General features: G+C 63.7%; 22 protein-coding genes. 14 read left to right on the forward strand and 8 right to left on the reverse strand.

From position 1 onward, the window contains the following. Window positions 1-39 precede the first annotated feature (39 nt). The 3 genes from BZL41_RS16385 to BZL41_RS16395 all read left to right on the forward strand — a co-directional run bounded on the left by BZL41_RS16385 (window position 40) and on the right by BZL41_RS16395 (window position 2405). Window positions 40-1008, forward strand: coding sequence for a GTP 3',8-cyclase MoaA (locus tag BZL41_RS16385; RefSeq protein WP_095600292.1), 969 nt, complete (start codon window positions 40-42; stop codon window positions 1006-1008). Between the two features lie 155 nt (window positions 1009-1163). After that, window positions 1164-1823, forward strand: a complete 660-nt coding sequence (locus tag BZL41_RS16390; RefSeq protein WP_256578175.1) for a DUF4823 domain-containing protein — start codon at window positions 1164-1166, stop codon at window positions 1821-1823. Between the two features lie 12 nt (window positions 1824-1835). Next, window positions 1836-2405, forward strand: a complete 570-nt coding sequence (locus BZL41_RS16395) for a DUF1285 domain-containing protein (protein WP_095600294.1) — start codon at window positions 1836-1838, stop codon at window positions 2403-2405. Between the two features lie 43 nt (window positions 2406-2448). Here the strand turns inward: BZL41_RS16395 and BZL41_RS16400 are convergent, their stop codons facing one another. Beyond that, window positions 2449-4104, reverse strand: coding sequence for an electron transfer flavoprotein-ubiquinone oxidoreductase (locus tag BZL41_RS16400; protein ID WP_095600295.1), 1656 nt, complete (start codon window positions 4102-4104; stop codon window positions 2449-2451). Window positions 4105-4428: 324 nt separating this feature from the next. Between BZL41_RS16400 and BZL41_RS16405 the strand changes: the two genes are divergently transcribed. After that, window positions 4429-5178 (forward strand): electron transfer flavoprotein subunit beta/FixA family protein, encoded by a 750-nt coding sequence (locus BZL41_RS16405; RefSeq protein ID WP_095600296.1) that lies wholly within the window; start codon window positions 4429-4431, stop codon window positions 5176-5178. Then, window positions 5179-6108 (forward strand): electron transfer flavoprotein subunit alpha/FixB family protein, encoded by a 930-nt coding sequence (locus BZL41_RS16410; RefSeq protein WP_095600297.1) that lies wholly within the window; start codon window positions 5179-5181, stop codon window positions 6106-6108. 70 nt (window positions 6109-6178) lie between these two features. Here the strand turns inward: BZL41_RS16410 and BZL41_RS16415 are convergent, their stop codons facing one another. Further along, window positions 6179-7117, reverse strand: a complete 939-nt coding sequence (locus tag BZL41_RS16415; RefSeq protein WP_095600298.1) for an alpha/beta fold hydrolase — start codon at window positions 7115-7117, stop codon at window positions 6179-6181. Window positions 7118-7316: 199 nt separating this feature from the next. On the opposite strand from BZL41_RS16415, the gene BZL41_RS16420 reads away from it, so the two are divergent. From BZL41_RS16420 to BZL41_RS28070, 9 genes are all read left to right on the forward strand, one after another. Further along, the gene (locus BZL41_RS16420; protein ID WP_095600299.1) at window positions 7317-8138 is read left to right on the forward strand and encodes an ABC transporter substrate-binding protein; all 822 of its coding nucleotides are present in this window, start codon (window positions 7317-7319) and stop codon (window positions 8136-8138) included. Between the two features lie 12 nt (window positions 8139-8150). Then, complete coding sequence (locus BZL41_RS16425) at window positions 8151-8504, forward strand: DUF4398 domain-containing protein (RefSeq protein WP_095600300.1); 354 nt, start codon at window positions 8151-8153, stop codon at window positions 8502-8504. Beyond that, complete coding sequence (locus BZL41_RS16430) at window positions 8501-9310, forward strand: OmpA family protein (RefSeq protein WP_095600301.1); 810 nt, start codon at window positions 8501-8503, stop codon at window positions 9308-9310. Before BZL41_RS16425 ends, BZL41_RS16430 begins: the two co-directional genes overlap by 4 nt. 196 nt (window positions 9311-9506) lie before the next feature. Next, the gene (locus BZL41_RS16435; RefSeq protein WP_095600302.1) at window positions 9507-10946 is read left to right on the forward strand and encodes a PLP-dependent aminotransferase family protein; all 1440 of its coding nucleotides are present in this window, start codon (window positions 9507-9509) and stop codon (window positions 10944-10946) included. Window positions 10947-11064: 118 nt separating this feature from the next. After that, window positions 11065-12768, forward strand: coding sequence for a VWA domain-containing protein (locus tag BZL41_RS16440; RefSeq protein ID WP_095600303.1), 1704 nt, complete (start codon window positions 11065-11067; stop codon window positions 12766-12768). A gap of 81 nt (window positions 12769-12849) precedes the next feature. Continuing rightward, entirely contained in the window at window positions 12850-13419 is a 570-nt protein-coding gene (locus BZL41_RS16445) for an RNA polymerase sigma factor (RefSeq protein WP_095600304.1), read from the forward strand. Then, complete coding sequence (locus tag BZL41_RS16450) at window positions 13416-14144, forward strand: hypothetical protein (RefSeq protein WP_095600305.1); 729 nt, start codon at window positions 13416-13418, stop codon at window positions 14142-14144. The genes BZL41_RS16445 and BZL41_RS16450 overlap by 4 nt, the downstream gene beginning before the upstream one ends. 49 nt (window positions 14145-14193) lie before the next feature. Further along, window positions 14194-14517, forward strand: a complete 324-nt coding sequence (locus BZL41_RS28065) for a hypothetical protein (protein WP_143518104.1) — start codon at window positions 14194-14196, stop codon at window positions 14515-14517. Between the two features lie 117 nt (window positions 14518-14634). After that, entirely contained in the window at window positions 14635-15111 is a 477-nt protein-coding gene (locus BZL41_RS28070; protein ID WP_143518105.1) for a hypothetical protein, read from the forward strand. A gap of 81 nt (window positions 15112-15192) precedes the next feature. Here BZL41_RS28070 and BZL41_RS16465 read toward each other — a convergent pair whose 3' ends face one another. The 6 genes from BZL41_RS16465 to atuC form a co-directional block, all read right to left on the reverse strand. Next, entirely contained in the window at window positions 15193-17016 is a 1824-nt protein-coding gene (locus BZL41_RS16465; RefSeq protein WP_095600308.1) for a long-chain-acyl-CoA synthetase, read from the reverse strand. 110 nt (window positions 17017-17126) lie between these two features. Beyond that, window positions 17127-17951, reverse strand: coding sequence for an NAD(P)-dependent oxidoreductase (locus BZL41_RS16470; protein WP_095600309.1), 825 nt, complete (start codon window positions 17949-17951; stop codon window positions 17127-17129). A 54-nt stretch (window positions 17952-18005) separates the two neighbouring features. Further along, window positions 18006-19994, reverse strand: coding sequence for an acetyl/propionyl/methylcrotonyl-CoA carboxylase subunit alpha (locus BZL41_RS16475; RefSeq protein ID WP_095600310.1), 1989 nt, complete (start codon window positions 19992-19994; stop codon window positions 18006-18008). Window positions 19995-20079: 85 nt separating this feature from the next. Continuing rightward, entirely contained in the window at window positions 20080-20880 is an 801-nt protein-coding gene (locus BZL41_RS16480) for an enoyl-CoA hydratase/isomerase family protein (protein ID WP_095600311.1), read from the reverse strand. A gap of 316 nt (window positions 20881-21196) precedes the next feature. After that, on the reverse strand, window positions 21197-22357 hold the full coding sequence (gene atuD, locus BZL41_RS16485) for a citronellyl-CoA dehydrogenase (RefSeq protein WP_095600312.1): 1161 nt from the start codon (window positions 22355-22357) through the stop codon (window positions 21197-21199). 88 nt (window positions 22358-22445) lie between these two features. Further along, a complete protein-coding gene (atuC, locus tag BZL41_RS16490; protein ID WP_095600313.1) occupies window positions 22446-24062 on the reverse strand; it encodes a geranyl-CoA carboxylase subunit beta in 1617 nt (538 codons plus the stop codon).

Below are 24062 nucleotides of genomic sequence, written 5' to 3' on the forward strand. Positions count from 1 at the left end.
GAGGGATATACTCGGGAACATCAGCCTCCGGAGTCGTCCATGATCGTCGATCGCCAGGGCAGGCGTTTCCGCAACCTGCGGATCAGCCTGACCGCCGCCTGCAACTATGCGTGTACCTATTGCGTGCCGGACGGCAAGCGTCTGGTTGCCGCGCAGGACGAACTCTCTGCCGAAGCCTTGATTCGCGGAGTAGCCTATCTGATCGAGGCAGCGGGGATCGAGCGCCTACGTATCACGGGCGGTGAGCCACTGGTAAGCCCCAAGCTCGAGCCTTTCATGCGCGCGGTCGGCACGCTGGGGCTGTCGGACATCAGCCTGACCACCAACGGCCAACTGCTGACGCGCAAGCTTCCCCTGTTGCTGGAGGCCGGCATCCGTCGCCTGAACGTCTCCTTGGATACACTGGATGCCGAGGCGTTCCGTCATATCGCACGTGGCGGCGATCTGGCGACGGTTCTCGATGGCCTCGAGCAGGCGCGTGTTGCCGGACTGAAAATCAAACTGAACATGGTGCCGCTGCGCGGCAAGAATCTCGATCAGGTACTGCCGCTGCTGGATTACTGCCTGGAGCGAGGATTCGAGCTGCGCTTCATCGAACTGATGCGCATGGGGCACCTTGCCCGCGATCCCAACGCGTTCAACCAGCAGTTCGTCGGTATGGGCGAGTTGCTCGAGCTGATTGGGGAGCGTTACGTCTACCAGCAGGCCGAGGCGCCGCTGGATGCTACGGCTTTGCGCTATGAAATTCCCGAAGGCGGCTTTTTCGGTGTGATTGCCAACGAGAGCGTGCCATTCTGCCGTACCTGTTCGCGTCTGCGCTTGTCCTCCACCGGCTGGCTGCATGGGTGTCTGTCTTCCAGCAATCGTCACTACATTGGCGATCTGCTCGACAAGCCGCGCCACCAGGCGCTTCCGGCATTGCAGCGGCTTCTGGTCAGGGCGCTGGCAGATAAGCAGGACCTGGCATTCTCCGGTGGCGTCACGGTGATGAAGATCATCGGTGGCTGAGCACATCGATTCTTTCTTACAGAAAAACGATGGCCGATTTCTCATTCGCTCTATCGAGCCGGTGTTCGTTCTCCGTGCGAGGCGTGTTCACTGGTCTTGCCGGCTCTCAACGGTTGGAGCCGGTGCGCATGGCCGTGTGGGCTCTGATGGCGCGGATGCTGCATCTGGCGTCTGTCTGCCGGTTTTCCGTCGCCGGGCATAGGGAGTGTTCGATGCGAAGTCTGATTCTATTGCTGGTCTTTTCGGCCTTGGCGGGTTGCATGAGCGTCAGCGATCTTGCCGAGGGCACCCGTTATCACTTGGGTGATGCGGGACTCCTCGATCATAGCGAGACTCGCCGGGTCAACAATCTGCGCTTACAGCCCGACTCTTTCATCTACATCGCGCAGGGCCATTTCGTGCCGCCCGGCAAGGCCTATCCGCGCCCCAACGTCGTGGCCGAAGAGGCCTTCAACGGTTTCGTGGAGTATTTCCCCATGATTCGCCGCGCGAAGGCGCCGGTCGGGTTGGAGGAGGCGATGGGGCAGGCGCGGTCCGCAGGTGCCCATTACCTTCTCTACTGTCGGTTCGCCGGTGCCGACGACCGTATCGGAACCTGGGAGGAGTGGGAAGACCAAGAAGCCCTGGATCGTCTCGGCACCGACCGTGGGGTGATCCAATTGATGCTAGTGGAAACCAACACCCGCTATCTGGTGGATACTGCGCGCATTCGCAGCCGCGGCGGTTTACTGACGCTCTATGACACCAAGCCGGAAGACCTGCTGGGCCCGCCGTTGCGTGACTATGCCCGGAGTTTGCTCGGCTTGAGTCGTTAAGGAGAACCCAACATGTCCGATTCCGGCAAGGCGAGCGACCTGCTCGCTCAGATTCCCAAGACCGAAAAGAAAGGCTTGCCACCGGTACATCTGTGGAATCCCGATTTCTGCGGCGATATCGATATGCGGATCGCCCGTGATGGCACTTGGTATTACATGGGAACGCCGATCGGGCGAAAGCCGATGGTGCGCCTGTTCTCCACCATCATTCGGCGCGATGGCGACGACTACTTTCTGGTGACGCCTGTAGAGAAGGTGGGTATCAAGGTGGACGATGCGCCATTCGTGGCCGTGAGCGTCGACGTCGAGGGGCAGGGGGAGCGTCAGGTGTTGCGCTTCGTCACCAATGTCGAGGACGAAGTGGAGGCGGGGAGCGAGCACCCGATCCGGGTCGCCCTGGATGCCGGGACTCAGGAGCCTGCGCCGTACGTGCATGTTCGCGCCAATCTGGAGGCACTGATCCACCGGAATGTGTTTTACCAGTTAGTGGAGTTGGCCGTGCCACGGGAAATGGATGGTCGCACTTGGCTGGGTGTCTGGAGCGGGGGGCAGTTTTTTCCCATCGGGCCGCAGGATGAGTGAACCCCGGACATGAAAAAGGCTCCCGAAGGAGCCTTTTCGTTTCTTACATGTTGGGGTAGTTCGGGCCGCCGGTACCTTCCGGCGCAACCCAGGTAATGTTCTGGGCCGGGTCTTTGATGTCGCAGGTCTTGCAGTGCACGCAGTTCTGCGCGTTGATCTGGAATTTCTTTTCGCCGTTTTCCTGGGTGACCACTTCGTAGACACCGGCCGGACAGTAGCGCTGGGCCGGCTCGTCGTACAGCGGCAGGTTCTTGCTCAGCGGAATGCTCGGGTCGGTCAGCTTCAGGTGGCAGGGCTGTTCCTCTTCATGGTTGGTGTTGGAGAGAAACACCGAGGACAGTTTGTCGAAACTGATCTTGCCGTCCGGCTTCGGGTATTCGATCTTGGTCGCTTCTGCTGCCGGCTTCAGGCAAGCGTAATCCGGCTTGGTGTCGTGCAGCGTGACCGGGATCTTGCCGCCGAAGATGTTCTGGTCGATGAAGTTGAACGCCCCGCCCATCAGTGCGCCGTACTTGTGCAGTGCCGGACCGAAGTTGCGGCTACGGAACAGCTCGTCGTACAGCCAACTGCCCTTGAAGGCATCGACATAGTTGGTCAGCTCGTCACCGCCCTCACGGCCGGCGGCCAGGGCTTCGGCGATGGCTTCGGCAGCGAGCATGCCGGATTTCATCGCCGTATGGCTGCCTTTGATCTTGGCGAAGTTCAGCGTGCCCAGGTCACAGCCGATCAGCGCGCCACCGGGGAAAACCATCTTCGGCAGCGAGTTCAGGCCGCCCTTGCAGATCGCGCGGGCCCCATAGCTGATGCGCTTGCCGCCTTCGAGGTACTGCTTGATGACAGGGTGGTGCTTATAGCGCTGGAACTCGTCGAACGGCGACAGATGCGGGTTGCTGTAGGACAGGTCAACGATCAGGCCCACGACCACCTGATTATTTTCCAGGTGATAAAGGAAGGATCCGCCCATGTTCTCATCGTCCAGCGGCCAGCCGGCGGTGTGTACCACCAGGCCCTGCTCGTGCTTGGCCGGGTCGACTTCCCACAGTTCCTTGATGCCGATGCCGTAGTGCTGGGCATCGGCTTCCGATGCCAGGTTGTAGCGCTTGAGCAACTGCTTGCCGATATGGCCACGGCAACCTTCGGCGAACAGGGTATATTTGCCGCGCAGCTCCATGCCGGGAGTGTAGTAGCCTTCCTTCGGGTTGCCTTCGCGATCGACGCCGAGATCGCCGGTGATGATGCCGCGAACCACGCCGTTTTCGTCGATCAGGGCTTCCTGGGCTGCGAAGCCCGGGTAGATCTCGACACCCAGGCCTTCGGCCTGCTGGGCCAGCCAGCGGCACAGGTTGCCCAAGGAGATGATGTAGTTGCCTTCGTTGTGCATGGTCTTGGGCACAAAGAAGTTCGGAATCTTGCTGGCGGTTTCGGCGCTCTTGAACAGGTAGATGTCGTCACGCTTGACCGGTGTGTTCAGCGGGGCGCCGAGGTCTTTCCAGTCGGGGAAGAGTTCATTCAGGGCTCGTGGCTCGAAAACGGCACCGGAGAGAATGTGGGCGCCGACTTCGGAACCCTTCTCGACCACACAGACGCTGATCTCCTGACCAGCTTCGGCGGCCTTCTGCTTCAGTCGGCAGGCGGCGGACAGACCGGCAGGGCCGGCGCCGACGATGACGACGTCGAATTCCATGTATTCGCGTTCCACAGGCTATCTCCTACTCGAGGCACTCTTGATGTTATAGGGGGAAGGCTATGATCATTGCCTGACCTGAGCTGCGGGGCATTATATCTACACCCTTTGTCGGGTCCAATACAAACGTTTGTTTGAATTTCGCGGAGCCCTGATAGAATCAGGCTCCGAGGCTTATGACGAGGTATTTTGCTGTATTGACCCAAATGGGCGTTACGGTCAAGATACGGGCGGTTTTGCGCTTGCCGTCTAGGCTGACAGTCGGTTCCGGCCGACCTGCATCACCGGCCAGGCTTGCCTTGGCGACATTCTTATTCACCGGAGAGTAACGAGGAATCCATGAAGGTTCTTGTAGCTGTCAAACGAGTGGTTGACTACAACGTCAAGGTCCGCGTCAAAGCGGACAACTCCGGCGTTGATCTCGCCAACGTCAAGATGTCGATGAACCCCTTCTGCGAAATCGCCGTGGAAGAGGCGGTACGCCTGAAAGAGAAAGGCGTCGCCAGCGAAATCGTCGTCGTCTCCATCGGCCCCAATGCCGCTCAAGAGCAGCTGCGTACCGCTCTGGCCCTGGGGGCCGACCGTGCGATCCTGGTCGAATGCAACGATGAGCTGAACTCCCTCGCCGTGGCCAAGCTGCTCAAGGCGGTGGTCGAGAAGGAACAGCCGCAACTGGTGATCATGGGCAAGCAGGCCATCGACAGCGACAACAACCAGACCGGCCAGATGCTTGGCGCGCTGACCGGCATGCCGCAGGGCACCTTCGCCTCCAAGGTGGAAGTGGCTGGCGACAAGGTCAACGTCACCCGCGAGATCGACGGCGGCCTGCAGACCGTGGCCCTCAACCTACCTGCGATCGTTACCACCGACCTGCGTCTGAACGAGCCGCGCTATGCGTCTCTACCGAACATCATGAAGGCCAAGAAGAAGCCGCTGGACGTGCTCACCCCGGATACCCTGGGCGTTTCCACCGCTTCCACCGTCAAGACCCTGAAAGTCGAAGCACCGGCTGCCCGTAGCGCCGGTATCAAGGTCAAGTCCGTGGCTGAACTGGTCGAGAAACTGAAGAACGAGGCGAAGGTAATCTAAATGACTATCTTGGTTGTTGCTGAACACACTAACGCCGCTCTGGCGCCTGCCACCCTGAACGTCGTGACCGCTGCACAGAAGATCGGCGGTGACATCCACGTCTTGGTCGCCGGCAGTGGTTGCTCCGCCGCCGCCGAAGCCGCCGCCAAGGTTGCCGGCGTCTCCAAGGTTCTGGTTGCCGACAACGCCGCCTATGCCCACCAGCTGCCGGAAAACGTCGCTCCGCTGATTGCCGAGCTGGCCAAGGGTTACAGCCATGTGCTGGCCGCTGCCACCACCAACGGCAAGAACTTCCTGCCGCGCGTTGCCGCGCAACTGGACGTCGATCAGATCTCCGAGATCATCGCTGTCGAGAGCGCCGATACCTTCAAGCGCCCGATCTATGCCGGTAACGCCATCGCCACCGTGCAGTCTTCCGCTGCCGTCAAGGTGATCACCGTGCGTACCACCGGTTTCGATGCCGCTGCTGCCGAAGGCGGTTCCGCTGCCGTCGAAGCGGTGAGCGGTCCGGCCGATGCCGGCAAGTCCGCTTTCGTCGGCGAAGAGCTGGCCAAGTCCGACCGTCCCGAGCTGACTGCCGCCAAGATCGTTGTTTCCGGCGGCCGCGGCATGCAGAACGGCGAGAACTTCAAGCATCTGTACGCGCTGGCCGACAAGCTGGGCGCTGCCGTAGGCGCTTCCCGCGCCGCGGTCGACGCCGGTTTCGTGCCGAACGACATGCAGGTCGGCCAGACCGGCAAGATCGTTGCGCCGCAGCTGTACATCGCCGTCGGTATCTCCGGCGCGATCCAGCATCTGGCAGGCATGAAAGACTCCAAGGTCATTGTCGCCATCAACAAGGACGAAGAAGCCCCGATCTTCCAGGTGGCGGATTACGGCCTGGTGGCTGACCTGTTCGAAGCCGTTCCGGAGTTGGAAAAGCTGGTCTGACCCAACCCCAACCGCTTTGTCCAAACGAAAAACCCGCTCATCGAGCGGGTTTTTTGTTGCCGGCGATTCGTTAGCCTTTTGTGTTGTCGGTTTTGTCGAGGAAGGCTTGGTAATGCCGGGCGGTTTCCTCGGGGCGTTCGATCATGGGCGCATGCCCGCAGTTTTCCATGATCACCACGCTCGGCTGCTTCAGCAGCGGTTTCATCACATCGATGCTGGAAACATGCAGGGCGCGATCCTTGTCGCCCCAAAGTAGCAGGGTGGGGGCCTGGACCTTGGGCAGCTCCGGCTCCAGAGGAATGTAGCGTTCGATCAATTGCTGGAAAATCCGCTCGTAATGAGCGCTGTTGGCGATGGCCTGTTCGGCGAAATGGCGCTTCAGTGGCTCCGGCAACGGTGGTGGCTCGACAAAGACGAAGGCCAGGAGGCGATTGAAGTCTTCCGGGGTTTTCACTACCAGAGGGTTGGCATCGCCACGCTCGATGCGTTCGAACAGCTCGCTCTTCACCGGTGCGGTGACACCGGCGTTATCCAGGAGCGCAACCGATAGGACCTGCTCGGGATAGCGGGCTGCATAGAGTGCGGCGATATGTCCACCCATGGAATTGCCGATCAGATGCAAGCGGCTGATGCCGAGCGCCTTGGCGAAGCTGGCGACTCGCTCGACCTGGGTGCCGACATCGTAGCTGGCTTCCGGCTTGTCACTATCGCCGAAACCGGGAAGGTCCAGGGCGATGACGTGATAGCGTTCGGTGAAGTAACGGGAAAAGCGCAGCCAGTTGTCCTTGTTGGCACCGAAGCCATGGATCATCAGGATGGTTTCGCCATCCTGCGGGCCGCCTTCGTAATAGTGGACGCTGATATCGCCGACACGGACCTGCCTGGGCGTGAGTCCGGCCAACTGACGCTCGACGAACTGAGCTCCAGCCATCAGCAGGGGCGGGTGCAGGTAGAGGACGGCGGCCGTTGCGGACAGAAGGAAAAGGAAGGCGAACAGGGCTTTCTTCATCGGGGCTCCTTGCCGGTCGTGAATGCGGATTCGCTCGGGTTCCGTATCCTACCAGTGACATATGGCATGGCGGTGTTCTGTCGGAGGCGTGACTTCATCTACCATTCGAAATGTCGGGTTCGAGGGGGCGCCAGCCATCCTTACCCTTGGCCGCCCAGCTGTGGAACAATGCCCTAATCGCTCATGTTGGAAGTCATTCATGCCCAAGTCGCTTAGATCCACGTTGGTTCTCCTGAGTCTGTTGCTGTCCTCGAGTGGCGTGCTGGCGATGGGTAAATGCGAGCATCTGGTGGCGACGGGCAATCCGGAATACCCACCTTATCTCTGGCGCGATCCGCAGAACCCTCAGCAATTGATCGGTGCCAACGCCGACCTGCTGAAGGAGATCGGCAAGCAGCTCGGCGTGACCATCGACGTGCTTTACACCGGCCCCTGGTCGCGGGCTCAGAACGAAGCGCGCAGCGGGCGGGTCGATCTGATCGCCGGAGCCTTTCTCACTCTCCCCCGGTTGGAAGTCATGGATTACGTGCACCCGGCGTTCTTCACCACCTCCAGCGTGGTCTGGGTGCGCAAGGGCGAAGCCTTCGAATACAACGGCTGGGACGATCTGCGCGGACGTACCGGCGGCACGCTGGTAAACAACAGTTTCGGCCAAGCCTTCGATAGTTTCGCCAAGGCCAACCTGAGCATCGAGGAAGTGCCCAGCCTGACCCAGGCCTTGCAGAAGCTCCTGCTGGGGCGCACCGACTACGTGGTCTACGAGCGCTATCCGGGCGCTGCCCTGGCTGCCACCCTGGGCATGCAGGAAGACCTCGAAACCCTCGAACCGCCGATTTCCAGCGAGGGCCTTTACCTGACGCTGTCGCACAACTCGGCCTGCAACGAGCCGTGGTTGCGCGGACAACTGGCGAAAAAGATGACAGAATTGTCCGCTGCCGGCCTGCCAGACACCCTCTTGCAGCGCAATCTGGAGCGCTGGAAGGAGCAACAGACGCAACCGGCCAGTGCCCCGAATCAGTAGGAATCTCTTTTCGTGAGCAATCGACGTCCAATCGCCGCCATCGCCCTGCTGGCCCTGGCGGGCTGCGCCGCCGACCCGGCGCCGAACGAACAGTTGCGCCTGACCGAACAGGCGGTGGCCCAGGCCAGGGCGGTCGGTGCCACCGAAGAGGTACCCGAGCTGAAGCTGGCGCAGGAGCGGTTGGCGCAGGCTCAGGAAGCCATGGCCGATGAATCCTACAAGGAAGCGCGCATGCTGGCCGAGCAGGCTGAGCTGGACGCACGCCTGGCCGAGGCCCTGGTGCTGACGAAGAAGAGTCAGGACCAGCTCGCCGAGCTGAACCAGCGGATCAATCGCCTGCGCAAGCAGTTGGGGGATCTGCAGTGAAACGGACCGTTTCGTTCATCGTTACCGCCCTGGGCGTGGTCCTGCTTTCCGCCTGCGCGAGCCAGCCGAACAGCGAGCAGGCGCTGGAGGAGGCACGCATCAAGTTCCAGAAGGTCAAGGAAGATCCCGATGTGCTGCGCAGCGCACCGAAGGACGTGATCCGCGCGGGCGAGTCCCTGGCGCGTGCCGATCGGCTTTCCAGTTACTGGGGTAGCGGTGGAGACGTCGCCCACTATGCGTATCTCAGCCAGCGCTACAGTGAGATTGCCGTCCAGCACGGCGAGTTGGTCATGAATCAGGAACGCGCAGCGCGGCTGGAGCTGGAGCGCGAGCGGCTGCAACTGGCGTTGCGCGAGGCCAAGCTGCTCAGCGTGCAGCAACAGGGCAAGTGGCTGGAAGAGCAGATGGTCAACCTCGCCGCCACCGAGACCGAACGCGGATTGGTGATGACCTTGGGTGATGTGCTGTTCGATACCGGGCGGGCCGAGCTCAAGGCATCGGCCAACCGCACCGTGCTCAAGCTGGTCCAGTTCCTCCAGCTCAATCCTCGCCGCGTCGTGCGGATCGAAGGCTATACCGACAGCAGCGGCGACAAACAGGAGAACCTGGAGTTGTCCCGCGCCCGTGCCCAGACGGTGGCAGATGTGCTGACGGACCTGGGGATCGACGCCAAGCGCATCCAGGTCGAAGGCTATGGCGAACAGTATCCGGTGGCCGAGAACGCATCCTCGCGGGGCCGTGCGCAGAATCGCCGGGTCGAGATCGTTTTCTCCGATGAGAAGGGGCAGCTCGGCCCGAGCCGCTGAGTGGTTGATTGCTTCGAACGAGACCCCGGCGCATGCCGGGGTTTTTCGTCATGCACGGGGCTACGCAGGGGATGATCGGCGGCCAATACAGTCCCTAGCCAAGCGGATCTATATCGGCCAGAATGAGTAACTGTTCCGGTGCACTTGAAGAGGGCTCGGATACTGTTTCGGTTCAGTGGAATGAAGGACGGCCGCCATGACCAATCTGTTGCTCTATCAGCGCATCGCCCAGCAATTGGCCGATGACATCCGCCGCGGTGTATACCGTCCCGGCGAACGCGTGCCCTCGGTACGCAAGATGAGTTCTCAGTTGAACGTCAGCCACGCCACCGTCCTGCAGGCCTACGCCAACCTTGAGGACCAGGGCCTGATCCGCGCCCGCCCGCAGTCCGGTTTCTACGTGCACCAGACCCCCGCGCTCACGGCGCCGACGCCGGATATCGCCAAGGTGGAGCGGCCGAGCCTGGTCACCCGTGCCAGCATCATCAACCAGGTACTGACCGAGTCCCGCCGCGAGGGGGTGTTCCCCTTGGGTGCCGCCGTTCCGCATGTCGATTACCTGCCGGTGCGGGCCCTCCATCAGCAACTGGCCAAGGTGACCCGCTTCCATAGTCCGCGTGCCTTCAGCTACATGTTCAGTCCCGGCTTCGAACCGTTGCGTCGGCAAGTGGCGATCCGCATGCGTGATGCCGGCGTGGTGGTCGATCCGTCGGAAGTGGTCATCACTCATGGCTGTGTCGATGCCATTCAGATGTCGCTACGGGTCCTGACCCGGCCGGGCGACCTGATCGCCACCGAGTCGCCGACATACTACGGTCTGCTGCAACTGGCCGACCTGCTGGGGCTCAAGGTGATCGAGATTCCCAGCGACCCGACTACCGGGATCAGCCTGGAGGCCCTGCAACTGGCGGCCAACCAGTGGCCGATCAAGGCATTGGTGCTGACCTCGCGGCTGAGCAATCCTCTCGGCGGTACCGTCCCCGAAGCACGGCAAAAGCAGCTGCTCCGGCTGGCGGGTGATTTCGGCATCCAGATCATCGAGGACGATATCTACGGCGAGCTGATGTTCGAGCAGGGGCCGACCAAGTCGCTCAAGGCCCATGACCGCGAAGGCAGGGTGCTTTACTGCTCAAGCTTCTCCAAGACGTTGTCGCCGGGCGTGCGCATCGGCTGGGTCATCGCCGGCAAATACCAGGATGAGATCCAGCGCTTGCAGACTTTCACCACCCACTCGGCATGCAGCGTCACTCAGATGGGCGTGGCGGCGTATCTGGAGAATGGCGGCTATGACCGCCACCTGCGCTACATCCGGCAGGAGTACCGCAAGAACCTTAGCGCCTTCCAACTGGCGATCCAGCAGTACTTCCCCGAAGGTACCCAAATCACCCGGCCGAATGGCGGCTTCATTCTCTGGGTCAGCCTGCCGGCACGGGTGAATACCAAGGATTTGCACGTGCGTGCCCTGCATCAGGGCATCAGCATCGCCCCCGGCCTGATCTTCAGCAACACCGAGCAGTTCAACCACTGCGTGCGCCTGAACTGCGGCGTGCCGTGGAACCGCGAGACGGAACGGGCGCTGATGACCCTTGGGCTGCTGGCTACGCAGTTGTGCCAGGAGGTGGGCGGCACATACTGATATCGCTTTCATCGGGACAGGCTCCTTGCGGGCCTGTTTTTACGAGAGCGGTTAACCCGATCGAGACGAGCGCTTCGTCTACCGGTGCGAATGGATCATCGCACCCAGGAGGCGCCCCATGTCCCGTTATCTGTTTGCCCTTCGCCAACCGCTGTTGGCAGGTTTCTCCGCCGGCCTGCTGCTGGCCTTGGCTGCCTGCAGCGCTTCGCAATCCGAGACCACCGCCGATGCGGCCGCCCCGGCGGCACCGGAGGCGAGCCTCGCCGACATGGCGCGGGAAAGCGTGGTTGCACAGAAGAGCGAGCGTGTCGCTGGCTATGTCGCCAGCCCAGCGGTGAAGCCGATGCTCATGCCGGCACCGCTGGCCGATGCGTTGCCCTCGGGATATCGCGACGAGGCACGTGAGCAATACCAGGCATTGGCCGACAATCCGGTTCACGCAGTGATCGAGTCGCCGGTCTCCACCTTCAGCATCGACGTGGATACCGGCGCCTACGCCAACGTGCGGCGCTTCCTCAACCAGGGCCAGTTACCGCCGAAGGATGCGGTGCGCCTAGAGGAGATGGTCAATTACTTCCCCTACGCCTACCCGCTGCCGAAAGGGGACACCCCGTTCGGCGTCGGTATCGAACTGGCGCAGACCCCGTGGAATCCCGAAAGCCGCCTGCTGCGTGTAGCGATCAAGGCCTCGGATACACAGGTGGAAGCCTTGCCGCCGGCCAACCTGGTGTTTCTCGTCGATGTCTCCGGTTCGATGGACCGGCGCGAGGGGCTGCCCCTGGTACAGAGCACCCTGAAACTGCTGGTCGACCAATTACGGTCGCAGGACAAGGTATCGCTGGTGGTATATGCCGGTGAGTCGCGGGTGGTGCTGGAACCGACTTCCGGTGCGGAGAAGGCCCGCATCCGTGCGGCCATCGAGGCGCTCACAGCCGGCGGCTCCACGGCAGGGGAGTCCGGTATCCAACTGGCCTATCAGCAGGCCAGCAAAGGCTTCATCGAGAAGGGGATAAACCGCATCCTGCTGGCCACCGACGGCGACTTCAACGTCGGCATCAGCGATTTCGAAACCCTCAAGCAACTGGCGGCGGACAAGCGCAAGACTGGGGTTTCGCTGACCACCCTGGGCTTCGGCGTCGATAACTACAACGAACAACTGATGGAGCAGTTGGCTGATGCCGGCGACGGTAACTATGCCTACATCGACAATTTGCGCGAGGCGCGCAAGGTGCTGGTGGACCAGCTCGGTTCGACCCTGTCGGTGGTGGCGAAGGACGTGAAGATTCAGGTGGAATTCAATCCGGCACAGGTCAGTGAATACCGCCTGCTGGGCTACGAGAACCGTGCCCTCAAGCGGGAGGATTTCAGCAACGACAAGGTGGATGCCGGTGAGATCGGCGCCGGGCATACGGTCACCGCGCTCTACGAGATCGTCCCGGTAGGAGGCAAGGGTTGGCTGGAACCGCTGCGGTACCAGTCGAAGCCACAGCCCGCATTGGATAAGAACGAGCTGGCGCTGCTGCGGATTCGCTACAAGGCACCGGGGGAGACGAGCAGCCGGCTGCTGGAGGTGCCAGTGCGGCCGGAGCCGGTCGCGTCGATCGAGCGTGCCAGCGAAGACCTGCGTTTCGCCGCCGCGGTGGCGGCCTTCGCCCAGCAACTGCGTGGCGGCCGCTACACCGGTGAGTTCGGTCTCGCCGACAGTGCCCGTCTGGCGCGCGGGGCGAAAGGCGAGGACCCGTTCGGTCTGCGCGGCGAGTTCGTTCAATTGGTCGAGCTGACGCAGAGCCTGGATATTTCCAGTGACGGCACGCCCGACTGATGGCATCTTTCCCGCGAACGACCGGCCGCCCGTGCGCGGTCGGTCGAAGGAGACCGGCAATCACTCAGGACCGAGACCGTGATGGATGACGATGCCGCCTTGCTGTGGCGCTATCGCAATGGCGATGCCGGGGCCTTTGGCGTTCTCTACGAACGGCATCGCCTCGGTCTGTTTCGTTTCCTCTGCGGCCTGTGCGGCGACTCCGCGCTGGCCGAGGAAATTTTCCAGGAAACCTGGCTGAGCCTGATCCGCAGCGAGTCGGTGTTGCGTGAACAGGTCAGCTTCAAGACCTGGCTGTACCAGATCGCCCGCAATCGTCTGATCGATCACTGGCGCAAGCAGGGGCGTCGGCAGGGCTTGCAGGAGGAGTTCGACGAGCAACTGCACGGCGAGCTCTCCAATGAGCCCGGCCCCGAGCAGCAGCTCAGTCTCAGCCGTGATCAGGAGCGTTTGCGCGCGGCGCTCGACGAGTTGCCGGGAGAGCAGCGGGAGGTGTTCCTGCTGCGTGTCCACGGCGATCTCGAACTGGCGGAAATCGCCGAGTTAACCCGCACCCCGGCGGAGACGGTGAAAAGTCGCCTGCGCTACGCCTTGCAGAAGCTGCGCCGGTTGCTGACCGATCCGGCGGCGGCCGAGGAGGTATCCGCATGAACCAGACGCCACAACGGCCCGATTCCGATGAGCTGGAATTGCTGCAGCATTACCGCCGGCACACGGCCGAGCAGCCTTCCGCCGAGCTGGATGCCCGTATTCTGGCAGCGGCCCGCGAGGCCGCTGCGTCCCGCCGCGAGACGCGGCATGGCCTGCTCGATCGCCTGCGTGCCTGGCTGTTCGCCGGCAACCCCCGGGCGCGCTGGTCGGTGGCCTTCGCCAGCCTGGCGACTATCGGCCTGGGGCTCGGCCTTAGCCTGCATACCCTTGAACGGCCGGGTGAAATGGATGCCGTGCCGATGCCCAGGGCGCCCGCGCCAGTGAGCAGCTATGCCGCGCCGCCGATGCCGGAAGAACGAGCCTCGAGTCGGCGGCAATTGGTCGAGGAAGCGCCCGCTGCGCCTTCAGTGTTGGCCGAAAGGCAGGGTGCGCCTGCCAAGATGGCGCCCGATGTGAGCGACATGGCGGAGAGCCCGGAAGCCGCCGGGATGGCCGATGCCATGCCGCAACGCAAGGTCGAGGCCGCCAGAATCGCCGGTTCCCTCGCCGACGAACAGTCGGAGGAGCAACTGCGGCAGGCGCTGCAGAAGGTTCTCGGGCTGCGGCGGCAAGGTGAGGAGCAAGTCGCGGAACAACAGTTGCGTCTGCTGCAGGATCGCTACCCACAACGGGATCTGACCGCCGAACTGGAGCGTCTGGCGCAGGAGGAAGCGCAGAAGCGCTAGCCCGGATGCGCTGGCCGACGGTCGGCGCACTATCGAAAAGGAGGGGGAGATGGGGAGCTACTCGTTCTGGAGTGCGCTCGTAGGCTATGCCGGCAGCCTACCGTTGTTGCTGGTCTGGCTCGCCGGTGGGGCGCTGGCCCTGGCTCACTGGCGGCAACGGCCACGGGTCAGCCTGCTGTGCTTCCTGAGCATGGCACTGATGCTGGTCTGGTTCGTGGCACAAGCTGCGTTGTATGCGGTGTTACCCCAGATGCTGGAGAGCGCCACCGACATGGTCTGGGTGTACGCAGCACTGGGTGCGCTAGGCAGCCTGGTATCGGCCTGCGGCTTCGGGCTGCTGCTCTGGGCGCTGTTCGGTCGCCATGAAGCGTGAGCGATCCGGGGGAGCGGCAGACGTGGCGCCGTCACCGCCTGCTTCATCCCGGTGCGCTTGCCAGAATAAGGCGAGAGAGCCAGCATGAGGTTATCCGTGTTCCCTTTGCGACTGCCAATGAACATCCGTTTTCTCTGCCTGATTCCGTTCCTGTTCGCCCTCGGGGCCTGTGAGCCCGACAAACCGCCGGCGAAGCCGGCCAAGCCGGAGCCGGCTGCTATTCCCGCGCCTGCACCTGTGCCGCCGCCGGCGGTCGAGCCGGAAAAACCGGCGGCCCCGGAAAAAGCCACGGTCAAGTCGCCCGAATTGAAGCCGAAGCCCGCGGTCGCGGTGAAGCCCACCCCACCGGCACCGGCCAAGGACGAGGAGCCGCCCAAGGCGGACCTGGATCTAAGCCTTCCGCCGGAGCTGGTGGAGCAGGTCGAGCCGCTCGCGGACAAGCCCCTGGATTCGGTGTTGCCGTCGTTCTTCGTTGACAAGGCGCCGACGGAAAGCCCGTTCCAGCTCAATGGCCGCCTGATTACCAATGATCGTGAGGATGATTACTGGCAGTCGGTGGAAGGTGCGGAGCTGCAGTTCGAGTTCAAGCGCTGAGAGCACCTACCTATCCGCTAAGAAGCCACCCGCCATCGCGAATGAATCCGCTCCCACAAGAATCCGGCCGAGCGAGCCTCCCTAGAACCGGTACTCGTCGTTTTGTATCGCCCGGTACAGGTCGGCATCCAACGGTCGGTAGTGGTCCTCGCCGGGCAGACGGACGAATAGGGCGTCCTGGGTAGCTGCGGGGTCGTAGGCTTCGCGCTTGAGGTCGGTCTTCTTATATTTGAAGGTCCCGGTGGTTTCCACCTTGGCCAGTAGCCGCACGAACAGCGGTATGGCGTAGGGCGGCAGCTCGCGGTCCAGGTGGGCGGCCAGTTCGTGCCAGTCCGGTACGAGGCCCGGCGCCGGGCGCAGCGCGGCCATGCCGCAGCGGCCGTTGGTTCCCGGAATTTCTACCCCGTACACCACCGCGTCCTCGATACCGGGGAAGGCGCCCAGCACGCTCTCCACCTCGGTGGTGGAGACGTTCTCGCCTTTCCAGCGGAAGGTGTCGCCGAGTCGGTCGACGAACTGGGCGTGCTTGCAGCCGATGTCGCGCATCAGGTCGCCGGTGTTGTACCAGGCGTCGCCCTTCTTGAAGACGTTGCGCAGGATCACCGCCTCGCTCTTCGCCGGATCGGTGTAGCCGTCGAACGGCCACTTCTCGCTGATCTCGCTGATCAGCAGCCCGGCTTCGCCCTTGTCCGCTTTTTCCAGGAAGCCCTTGGCATTGCGGATCGGCCGGTCGTTCTCCAGGTCGTAGCGGACGATGGCGTAGGTGGCGGGGGAGAAGCCCACGGTGTTGTCGAAGTTGAATACGTTGGTGAAGCCGATGTTGCCCTCGCTGGAAGCGTAGAACTCGGTGATTCGCTCGATGCCGAAGCGCTCCTTGAATTCCGCCCAGATCGAGGGTCGCAGGCCATTGCCGATCATGCAGCGCAGGCTGTTGTCGCGCTCGTCCTCGGATGGCGGCTGGTTCAGCAGATAGCGGCACAGTTCGCCGATGTAGCCGAAGCAGGTGGCGTTGTAGCGCCGTACATCCGTCCAGAAGGCGCTGGCGGAGAACTTGCGGCGCAGAGCGATGGCCGCGCCGCCGGCCAGGGCTGCGCTCCAGCATACGGTCACGGCGTTGTTGTGGTAGCAGGGCAGGGTGAGGTAGAGGACATCCTGCTCGTCGAGCGTCAGGCCGGAGTGGCCGAAGCCGCCATAGGCCTTGATCCATTTGCCGTGGCTCATGATCGATGCCTTGGGCAGGCCGGTGGTGCCCGAGGTATAGATGTAGAAGCAGGCATCCTTCATACGCACCCGGAGGCTGTCCGGCGGGTTGCCGTCGTCCTGGCCGAGGGCCAGGCGCATCAGGTTGTGCCAGCCGGCCGGGGCTTCGCCGGGGGTGGCGAGGGTATCGTGATCGCCGATCCAGTAATGCCGGCCCTCGTTGACCAGCTCGCCTCTCACCTCGTCGAAGGCATTCCGCAGCTCGTCGCCGATCACGAAATGGCTCGGCTCGACCAGGTTGAGGCTGTGGGCCAGCACCTTGCCGCGCTGGGTGGTGTTGATCAGCGCACCGATGGCGCCCAGTTTGGCCAGCGCGGCGAGGATCGCCAGCAACTCCAGACGGTTCTCCAGCATCACGGCCGCCACGCTGCCGTGGCGCACCCCCTCGACCTTGAAAGCCCAGGCCAGACGGTTGGCCCAAGCGTTGAAGGCGTCGTAGCTCAGGCGCCGCTGCTCGTCCATCAGCGCCGGCCGTTCCGGGTGTAGGCGAGCGGCGCGTTCCAGTGCCCAGGCCAGGGAGAGGTTCTTGTCGCGGTTACGGATTCCGGCGTAGTAGAGCCCGCGCAACATGCGCGGCACACGCGGCAGGTGCAGCGGCAGGCGGGCCAGGAAGCGTACGGGAGAAATCAGATCGGCTTGGCTCATGGCAATCGGGCACGTTCGGCATTGTCGTTGTTATTGCCGGCACTCTAGCCCAGAGGCACTGCGCTCGCTTTGGCCCGGGCGCGGAATAGCCCGGGCAGATCGGCAAACCTTCAGCCGAGGAACAGATCCGGCACCAGCGGCCCGCCCTGCGGGTCGTAGCGGTACTGCTCGAAATCCGTCTGGCCCTGTTCGCGCAGGATGTCCTCGTCGACCAGCAGGCGACCGGTGATGGTGCGGCTGCTGCTGGAGAGGATGGCGTGGGCGGCGTCGGCCATGATCGCCGGGGTGCGCGCACCCTTGAAGGCGTCGCGGCCACCCAGTTCGAACTCGATGGCGGCGGTGGCGATGATGGTCTTGGGCCAGAGCGCATTGACGCTGATGCCGTACTTCTTGAATTCCTCGCTCATGCCCAGGGTGAGCATGCTCATGCCGTACTTGGTCACGCTGTACGGGCCGTGCTGGGCGAACCACCTGGCGTCCAGGTTCAACGGCGGCGACAGGCTGAGGATATGACCATTGCCGCTCTGCTTCAGGTAGGGCAACGCGGCCTGGCTGCAGACCATCACTGCGCGAGTGTTGATCTGGAACATCAGGTCGAAACGCTTGGGCTCCAGCCGTTCGACGCCGAGCAGCTTGATCGCGCCGGCGTTGTTGACCAGCGCATCGATTCCACCGAACCGCTCGGCGGCTTGGGCCATGGCCTCGCGCACGGCGTTCTCGTCGCGGACGTCCAGTTGCAGCGCCAGGGCCTTGCCGCCGGCGGCCTCGACTTCCTCCGCGACGCTATGGATGGTGCCGGGAAGCTTCGGATGCGGTTCGGCGCTTTTCGCTGCCACCACCACGTTGGCGCCGTCCCGCGCCGCGCGCAGGGCGATCTCCCGGCCGATGCCGCGGCTGGCGCCGGTGATGAACAGGGTCTTTCCGGTGAGTGACATGGCGGTTCTCCTGGTTGATTGCGAGGCGAGATATCGACGGCGTGCATGACGGTTTCAGGTTTCTTCGGCTTCCACTTCGATCAGAAGCTGGCGGCTCCTGACCTGATCGCCCCGGCTCACGCCGACCCGACGGACGACGCCGTCCATGCCGGCCTTGAGCGGGTGTTCCATCTTCATCGCTTCCAGCACCACCAGCAGTTGGCCCTTGCCGACCTTTTCGCCCTCGGCGACCAGCACCTCGACGATGGCACCATCCATCGGCGCCTTGATCGTGCCGGAGTGCGTGGCGTTCTGCGCACCGCTCGGCGCATGGGTGAGATCACGCAATTCCAGGTTGCCGAAGGCACCGTGCAACCAGATGCGCTCGCCGTCGAGGTGGTAGGCAAGACGTCGGCGCACGCCGTCCAGTTCGACTGTAGCCCAGCGGCCGTCGCTGCCGATCAGTCGCAGGTCCATGGTCTGCTCGCCGCAGTGGGCGAGCATCCGCGGCTGCGGGCCACCGTCCAGCAGGTCCAGTTGCACCGAATGCTTCTCTTCGCCGCGGCCGAGCAGGTAGCGCCAGGGCGCACTGTTGGCGCTACGCCAGCCGGCCAGACCGGGCTGGTGTGCTCGCGCCAGGGCCGACGCCTGGTAGAGCAGGGCGGCGGCCACGGCCAGCTCGCCGGGGATAGGCGGTTGCGGGTGCAGGCTCGGATCGTCGGCAAAATGTTCACCGATGAAGGCGGTGGTCGCCTCGCCTGCGGCGAAAACGGGATGCGCCAACAGGTTGGCGAGGAAACGTTGGTTACCGGTAACGCCGAGCAGCACGCAATCCTCGACGGCGCGCAGTAGCTTGCGCCGGGCTTCGTCGCGGGTCTCGCCGTAGGCGATCAGCTTGGCCAGCATCGGATCGTAGAAGGGGGTGACGGACTGGCCTTCCTCCAGGCCGTGATCGATGCGGATGCCGTCGATGATGGCCGGGTCCCAACGCACCACCTTGCCGGTCTGGGGCAGGAAGCCATGGGCCGTGTCCTCGGCATACAGGCGGACCTCGATGGCATGGCCATGCAGCGGGATGTCGTCCTGACGCAGCGGCAACGGCTGGCCCTCGGCGACATGCAGCTGCCAGGCCACCAGATCCTGGCCGGTGACCAGTTCGGTGACCGGATGTTCCACCTGCAGGCGGGTGTTCATTTCCAGGAAATAGAACGCGCCGTCGCGGTCGAGGAGGAACTCGACGGTTCCGGCCCCCACGTAGCGGACGCTGGCCGCCGCCTGCACTGCCGCTTCGCCCATGGCCCGGCGCAGCGCCGGCGTCATCACCGGGCAGGGGGCTTCCTCGATCACCTTCTGGTGGCGGCGCTGCACCGAGCAATCGCGCTCGCCGAGGTAGACCAGATTGCCGTGCCGGTCGCCGAAAACCTGGATTTCCACATGGCGCGGCTGGATCACCGCCTTTTCGAGAATCAGTTCGGCCGAGCCGAAGGCGTTCAGGGCTTCGGAACGGGCAGTGCGCAGTTGGACGATCAGTTCGTCGGCCGAATGCACCAGGCGCATGCCGCGCCCGCCACCGCCGGCGCTGGCCTTGATCATCAGCGGATAGCCAATGCACGCCGCCTCGCGGACGAAGGCGGCATCGCCCTGTTCGGCGCCTTCGTAGCCGGGAATGCACGGCACGCCGGCTTCCTGCATGGCGAGTTTGGACAGGCGCTTGCTGCCCATCAGGCGAATCGCCTCGACCGATGGCCCGATGAAGACGACCCCCGCCGCCTCGCAGGCTTCGGCGAAGGCGGCGTTTTCCGACAGGAAGCCGTATCCGGGATGGATGGCGTCGGCACCGGTCCGGCGCGCGGCGGCGAGGAGAGCTTCGCCGTTCAGGTATGACTGGCCGACCGGGGCCGGGCCGATGCACACCGCCTCGTCGGCCAGTTGCACGTGACGGGCCTCGCGATCGGCCTCGCTGCATACCGCCACCGTACGATAGCCAAGGCGGTGCGCGGTGGCGATGACCCGGCAGGCGATCTCGCCACGGTTGGCGATGAGAATCTTGTTGAAAGTGGGCATCTCGGCTCCTTGGTTGAGGGGGAGGGGCGAGGTGGGCGGCGTGAGGAGAAGTGTCATGCCACTCATTCCCCTCACGCCTGACACCTCAATCCTCACACCACTCCGGCTTGCGTTTCTGCACGAAGGCCATGGTGCCTTCGGCGCCCTCGGGGCCGGTGACGGCTTCGGCGAACCGGTCGGCGGCTTCGTCCAGCAGCGTACCCAGTGGGGTGGTTTCGGTCGCCAGCAGGAGGTGCTTAGTCCTGGCGTTGGCCTGCGGCGCGCATTGGCGTACCTGGCCGAGCACTTCGGCGAGGCGTTGGTCCAGTGCGTCGGCGTTGGCTTCGCAGTAGTGCACCAGTCCCAGGCGCCATGCTTCCGCGCCATCGAAGCGGGCGGCGGTGAGGGCCAGGCGGCGGGCCTGGGTCAGGCCGATGCGCTTGGCCACGAACGGCGCGATCTGCGCGGGCAGGATGCCGAGGCTGGTTTCCGGCAGGCCGAACTGCGCGCGTTCATGGGCAATGGCGATGTCGGAAACACAGGTCAGGCCGAAACCGCCGCCGAGCACCGCGCCCTCGAGCACAGCCACCAGCACCTGCGGAATGGCCTGGGCTTCTTCCAGCAGGCTGCCGAAGGCGCGGTTCAGGCTGCGATAGGCGTCGGCACCCGCGCTGCGGGCGGTGGCCATGTCCTTGATGTCGCCGCCGGCGCAGAAGTGGCCAGCGGCACCGCGCAGCACCAGGGCACGCACCTCGCGGTCGACGCCGACAGCCGCCAGCACGGCGCGCAGCTCATCCACCATGCGCAGGCTCATGGCGTTGCGGCAGTCCGGGCGGTTGAGGGTGATCTGCAGCACGCCGCGGTCGTAGGCCAGCAGCAGGGTTTCGCAGTTCGGCAGTTCAGTCATGCCAGGATTCCTCGTTGATTGGGCCGTTCCACGTCGGGGGGAGTCGTTTCCAGGCGCTGTGTTCTTGATCGTTCCCATGCTCCGCGTGGGAGTGCCGCTTGCGACGCTCCGCGTCGTCTGGGACGCGGAGCGTCCCACCCTGGGTTCCCACGCGGACGGGGCGACGGTTCGACGTGGGAACCATCGAGGCCCGCGTTCTTGATCGTTCCCACGCTCCGCGTGGGAATGCCGCTTGCGACGCTCCGCGTCGCTGGGACGTGGAGCGTGCCGCCCTGGATTCCCACGCGGACGGTTCGACGAGGGAGTCACATTGTTGTTACCCCTTCTTCTTCCCCGGCAGGATGCCCATCAGCTTGCAGATGATGCCGAGCATGATTTCGTCCGCGCCGCCGCCGATGGAGACCAGGCGTACGTCGCGGTAGGCGCGGGATACCGGGTTGTCCCACATGAAGCCCATGCCGCCCCAGTACTGCAGGCAGGCGTCGCTGACTTCGCGGCCGAGGCGGCCGGCCTTGAGCTTGGCCATGGAGGCCAGCTTGGTGACGTCCTTGCCGGCGATGTACTGCTCGGTGGCCTGGTAGACCAGGGCGCGCAGGGCCTCGATCTCGGTCTGCAGCTCGGCCATGCGGAAATGGATGACCTGGTTATCGATCAGCGGCTGGCCGAAGGTCTGTCGCTCCTTGCAGTAGGCGATGGTGGCGTCGACGCAGTGTTCCAGGCCCTTGATCATGTTGGCCGCGCCGAACAGGCGTTCTTCCTGGAATTGCAGCATCTGCATCATGAACCCCGCACCTTCCTGGCCGATGCGGTAGCGCTGCGGCACGCGCACGTTGTCGAAGAACACCTGGGCGGTCTCCGAACTGCGCATGCCGAGCTTGTCCAGGTGCGGGCTGACGCTGATGCCCGGGGTCTTCATCGGCACCATGATCAGCGACTTGTTGATGTGCGGCTTGTCGTCCGAAGTATTGGCCAGCAGGCACATGAAGTCGGCCGACGGCGAGTTGGTGATCCACATCTTGCTGCCGTTGATCACGTAGTCGTTGCCGTCCTTGCGCGCCGTGGTCTTCAACCCGGCGACGTCGGAGCCGGCGCCCACTTCGGAAACGCCGATGCAACCCACCCGCTCCCCGGCGATGGCCGGTCGGAGGAACTCCTCGCGCAGCTCGTCGGAACCGAAGCGCGCCAGGGCCGGAGTGCACATATCGGTCTGCACGCCGATGGACATCGGGATGCCGCCGCAATGAATGGTGCCGAACTCCTCGGCGGCGACGATGGAATAGCTGTAGTCCAGGCCCATGCCGCCGAACTTCTCCGGTTTGGAAATACCCAGCAGGCCAAGGGCGCCGGCTTTCCGGAAGATGTCGTGGATCGGGAAGCGCCCGGCTTTCTCCCATTCGTCGACGTGCGGATTGATCTCTTTCTCGACGAAATTCCGCACGGTGCGGCGCAGTTCTTCGTGTTCCTGGGTAAACAGCATCTTGTTGTTCTCCTTGCCGTTTCCTCTCCCGTCACACGGAAGAGTGGATTCGTGTAGCCCGGATAAGCGGCAGCGCAATCCGGGTTCTCTAGAAACGCGCCACGCCGAAACTGTTGGTCTTTAACGGCCGGTCCTCCGCCTCCGCGCAAATATCCAGCAGGTAGCCGAGCATCCTGCGGGTATCGCGCGGGTCGATCAGGCCGTCGTCCCATAGGCTGGCGGTGCCGTAGAGCGCGCCGGACTGGCTGTCGAGCTTCTGTGCGGTGGCGGTTTCCAGCATGTCGAGCATCTTCGGGTCGGGGACCTTGCCTTCCTTCGCGTGTTTTTCCTCGGTGACGATGCGCAGCACCTTGCCGGCCTGGGCGCCGCCCATCACCGCCGTGCGGCTGTTCGGCCAGGCGAAGATAAAGCGCGGGTCGAGGCCGCGGCCGCACATGGCGTAGTTGCCGGCGCCGTAGGAGCCGCCGATGACCACGGTCAGCTTGGGCACCCGGGCGTTGGCCACCGCCTGGATCATCTTCGAACCGTGCTTGATCACGCCGTTCTGTTCCGACTCGGTACCCACCATGAAGCCGGTGGTGTTGTGGAAGAACAGGATCGGCGTGTTGCTCTGGTCGCAGAGCTGGATGAACTGCGCGGCCTTGGCGGCGCCTTTCGGAGTGATCGGACCGTTGTTGCCGATGAAGCCGCAGGGCTGGCCCTCGATGGCCAAGTGGCCGCAAACGGTCTGGCTGTCGAATTCATTCTTGAAATCGAGGAATTCGGAGCCGTCGGCGATCCGCGCAATGATTTCGCGCACGTCGTAGGGCTTCTTCGGGTCGGCCGGGACCAGCCCGAGCAGCTCCTCGGCCGGGTACAGCGGCTCGCGCCAGGTGCGTTGCGAGCGGGCTGGCAACTGGGCGTTCCAAGGCAGCAGGGCGAGGATGTCGCGGACGATGCGCACGCCGTCGGCATCGTTCTCCGCCAGGTATTCGGCGGTGCCAGCGACCTGGGCGTGCATCGCGGCGCCGCCCAGTTCCTCGTCGGTCGCCACTTCGCCGGTGGCGGCCTTGAGCAGCGGCGGGCCGGCGAGGAACAGCTTGGCCTTGTCCCGCACCACCACCACGTAATCGGAAAGCCCCGGCTGATAGGCCCCGCCAGCGGTGCTGGAACCGTGCACCACGGTGATCTGCGGGAGGCCCATGGCCGACATCCGTGCCTGGTTGGCGAAGCCGCGCGCGCCTTCGACGAAGATTTCCGCCGCGTAGTTGAGGTTGGCGCCGCCGCTTTCGGTGAGCGCCACCACCGGTAGCTTGTTCTCCATGGCGATCTGTTGCAGACGCAGGGTCTTCTTCAGCCCGGTGGGGGATATGGTGCCGCCCTTGATCGCGCTGTTGCTGGCGGTCACCAAGCAGCGCACCCCGGCGATGTAGCCGATGCCGGCAATGATGCCGCCGCCGGCCTGGGTGCCGTCCTTGTCGTCGTGGAGCTTGTAGCCGGCCAGCGAACAGAGTTCGAGGAATGGCGCACCGGGGTCGAGCAACAGGTTCAGGCGTTCGCGCGGCAGCAGTTGGCCGCGCTTGTCGAACTTGGTCTTGGCTTCGGCCGCCTTGTCCAGCAGCTTCTGCTCGATCTCACGGAAACCGGCGACGGCCGCCAGCATGGCCTCGCGGTTGCGGGCGAAATCCGCGCCCTGGGTGTCGATCTGCGACTGGATGACCGCCAT

The sequence above is a fragment of the Pseudomonas sp. PIC25 genome, from assembly GCF_002286785.1.
GTDB lineage: Bacteria > Pseudomonadota > Gammaproteobacteria > Pseudomonadales > Pseudomonadaceae > Pseudomonas_M.

What these genes read in the sequence shown, in the direction of transcription:
- BZL41_RS16385 (WP_095600292.1), top strand. Translation starts at nt 40, where the DNA reads ATGATCGTCGATCGCCAGGGCAGGCGTTTCCGCAACCTGCGGATCAGC.
- BZL41_RS16390 (WP_256578175.1), top strand. Translation starts at nt 1,164, where the DNA reads ATGCTGCATCTGGCGTCTGTCTGCCGGTTTTCCGTCGCCGGGCATAGG.
- BZL41_RS16395 (WP_095600294.1), top strand. Translation starts at nt 1,836, where the DNA reads ATGTCCGATTCCGGCAAGGCGAGCGACCTGCTCGCTCAGATTCCCAAG.
- BZL41_RS16405 (WP_095600296.1), top strand. Translation starts at nt 4,429, where the DNA reads ATGAAGGTTCTTGTAGCTGTCAAACGAGTGGTTGACTACAACGTCAAG.
- BZL41_RS16410 (WP_095600297.1), top strand. Translation starts at nt 5,179, where the DNA reads ATGACTATCTTGGTTGTTGCTGAACACACTAACGCCGCTCTGGCGCCT.
- BZL41_RS16415 (WP_095600298.1), bottom strand. Translation starts at nt 7,117, where the DNA reads ATGAAGAAAGCCCTGTTCGCCTTCCTTTTCCTTCTGTCCGCAACGGCC.
- BZL41_RS16420 (WP_095600299.1), top strand. Translation starts at nt 7,317, where the DNA reads ATGCCCAAGTCGCTTAGATCCACGTTGGTTCTCCTGAGTCTGTTGCTG.
- BZL41_RS16435 (WP_095600302.1), top strand. Translation starts at nt 9,507, where the DNA reads ATGACCAATCTGTTGCTCTATCAGCGCATCGCCCAGCAATTGGCCGAT.
- BZL41_RS16440 (WP_095600303.1), top strand. Translation starts at nt 11,065, where the DNA reads ATGTCCCGTTATCTGTTTGCCCTTCGCCAACCGCTGTTGGCAGGTTTC.
- BZL41_RS16445 (WP_095600304.1), top strand. Translation starts at nt 12,850, where the DNA reads ATGGATGACGATGCCGCCTTGCTGTGGCGCTATCGCAATGGCGATGCC.
- BZL41_RS16450 (WP_095600305.1), top strand. Translation starts at nt 13,416, where the DNA reads ATGAACCAGACGCCACAACGGCCCGATTCCGATGAGCTGGAATTGCTG.
- BZL41_RS28065 (WP_143518104.1), top strand. Translation starts at nt 14,194, where the DNA reads ATGGGGAGCTACTCGTTCTGGAGTGCGCTCGTAGGCTATGCCGGCAGC.
- BZL41_RS28070 (WP_143518105.1), top strand. Translation starts at nt 14,635, where the DNA reads ATGAACATCCGTTTTCTCTGCCTGATTCCGTTCCTGTTCGCCCTCGGG.
- BZL41_RS16465 (WP_095600308.1), bottom strand. Translation starts at nt 17,016, where the DNA reads ATGAGCCAAGCCGATCTGATTTCTCCCGTACGCTTCCTGGCCCGCCTG.
- BZL41_RS16470 (WP_095600309.1), bottom strand. Translation starts at nt 17,951, where the DNA reads ATGTCACTCACCGGAAAGACCCTGTTCATCACCGGCGCCAGCCGCGGC.
- BZL41_RS16475 (WP_095600310.1), bottom strand. Translation starts at nt 19,994, where the DNA reads ATGCCCACTTTCAACAAGATTCTCATCGCCAACCGTGGCGAGATCGCC.
- BZL41_RS16480 (WP_095600311.1), bottom strand. Translation starts at nt 20,880, where the DNA reads ATGACTGAACTGCCGAACTGCGAAACCCTGCTGCTGGCCTACGACCGC.
- atuD (WP_095600312.1), bottom strand. Translation starts at nt 22,357, where the DNA reads ATGCTGTTTACCCAGGAACACGAAGAACTGCGCCGCACCGTGCGGAAT.
- atuC (WP_095600313.1), bottom strand. Translation starts at nt 24,062, where the DNA reads ATGGCGGTCATCCAGTCGCAGATCGACACCCAGGGCGCGGATTTCGCC.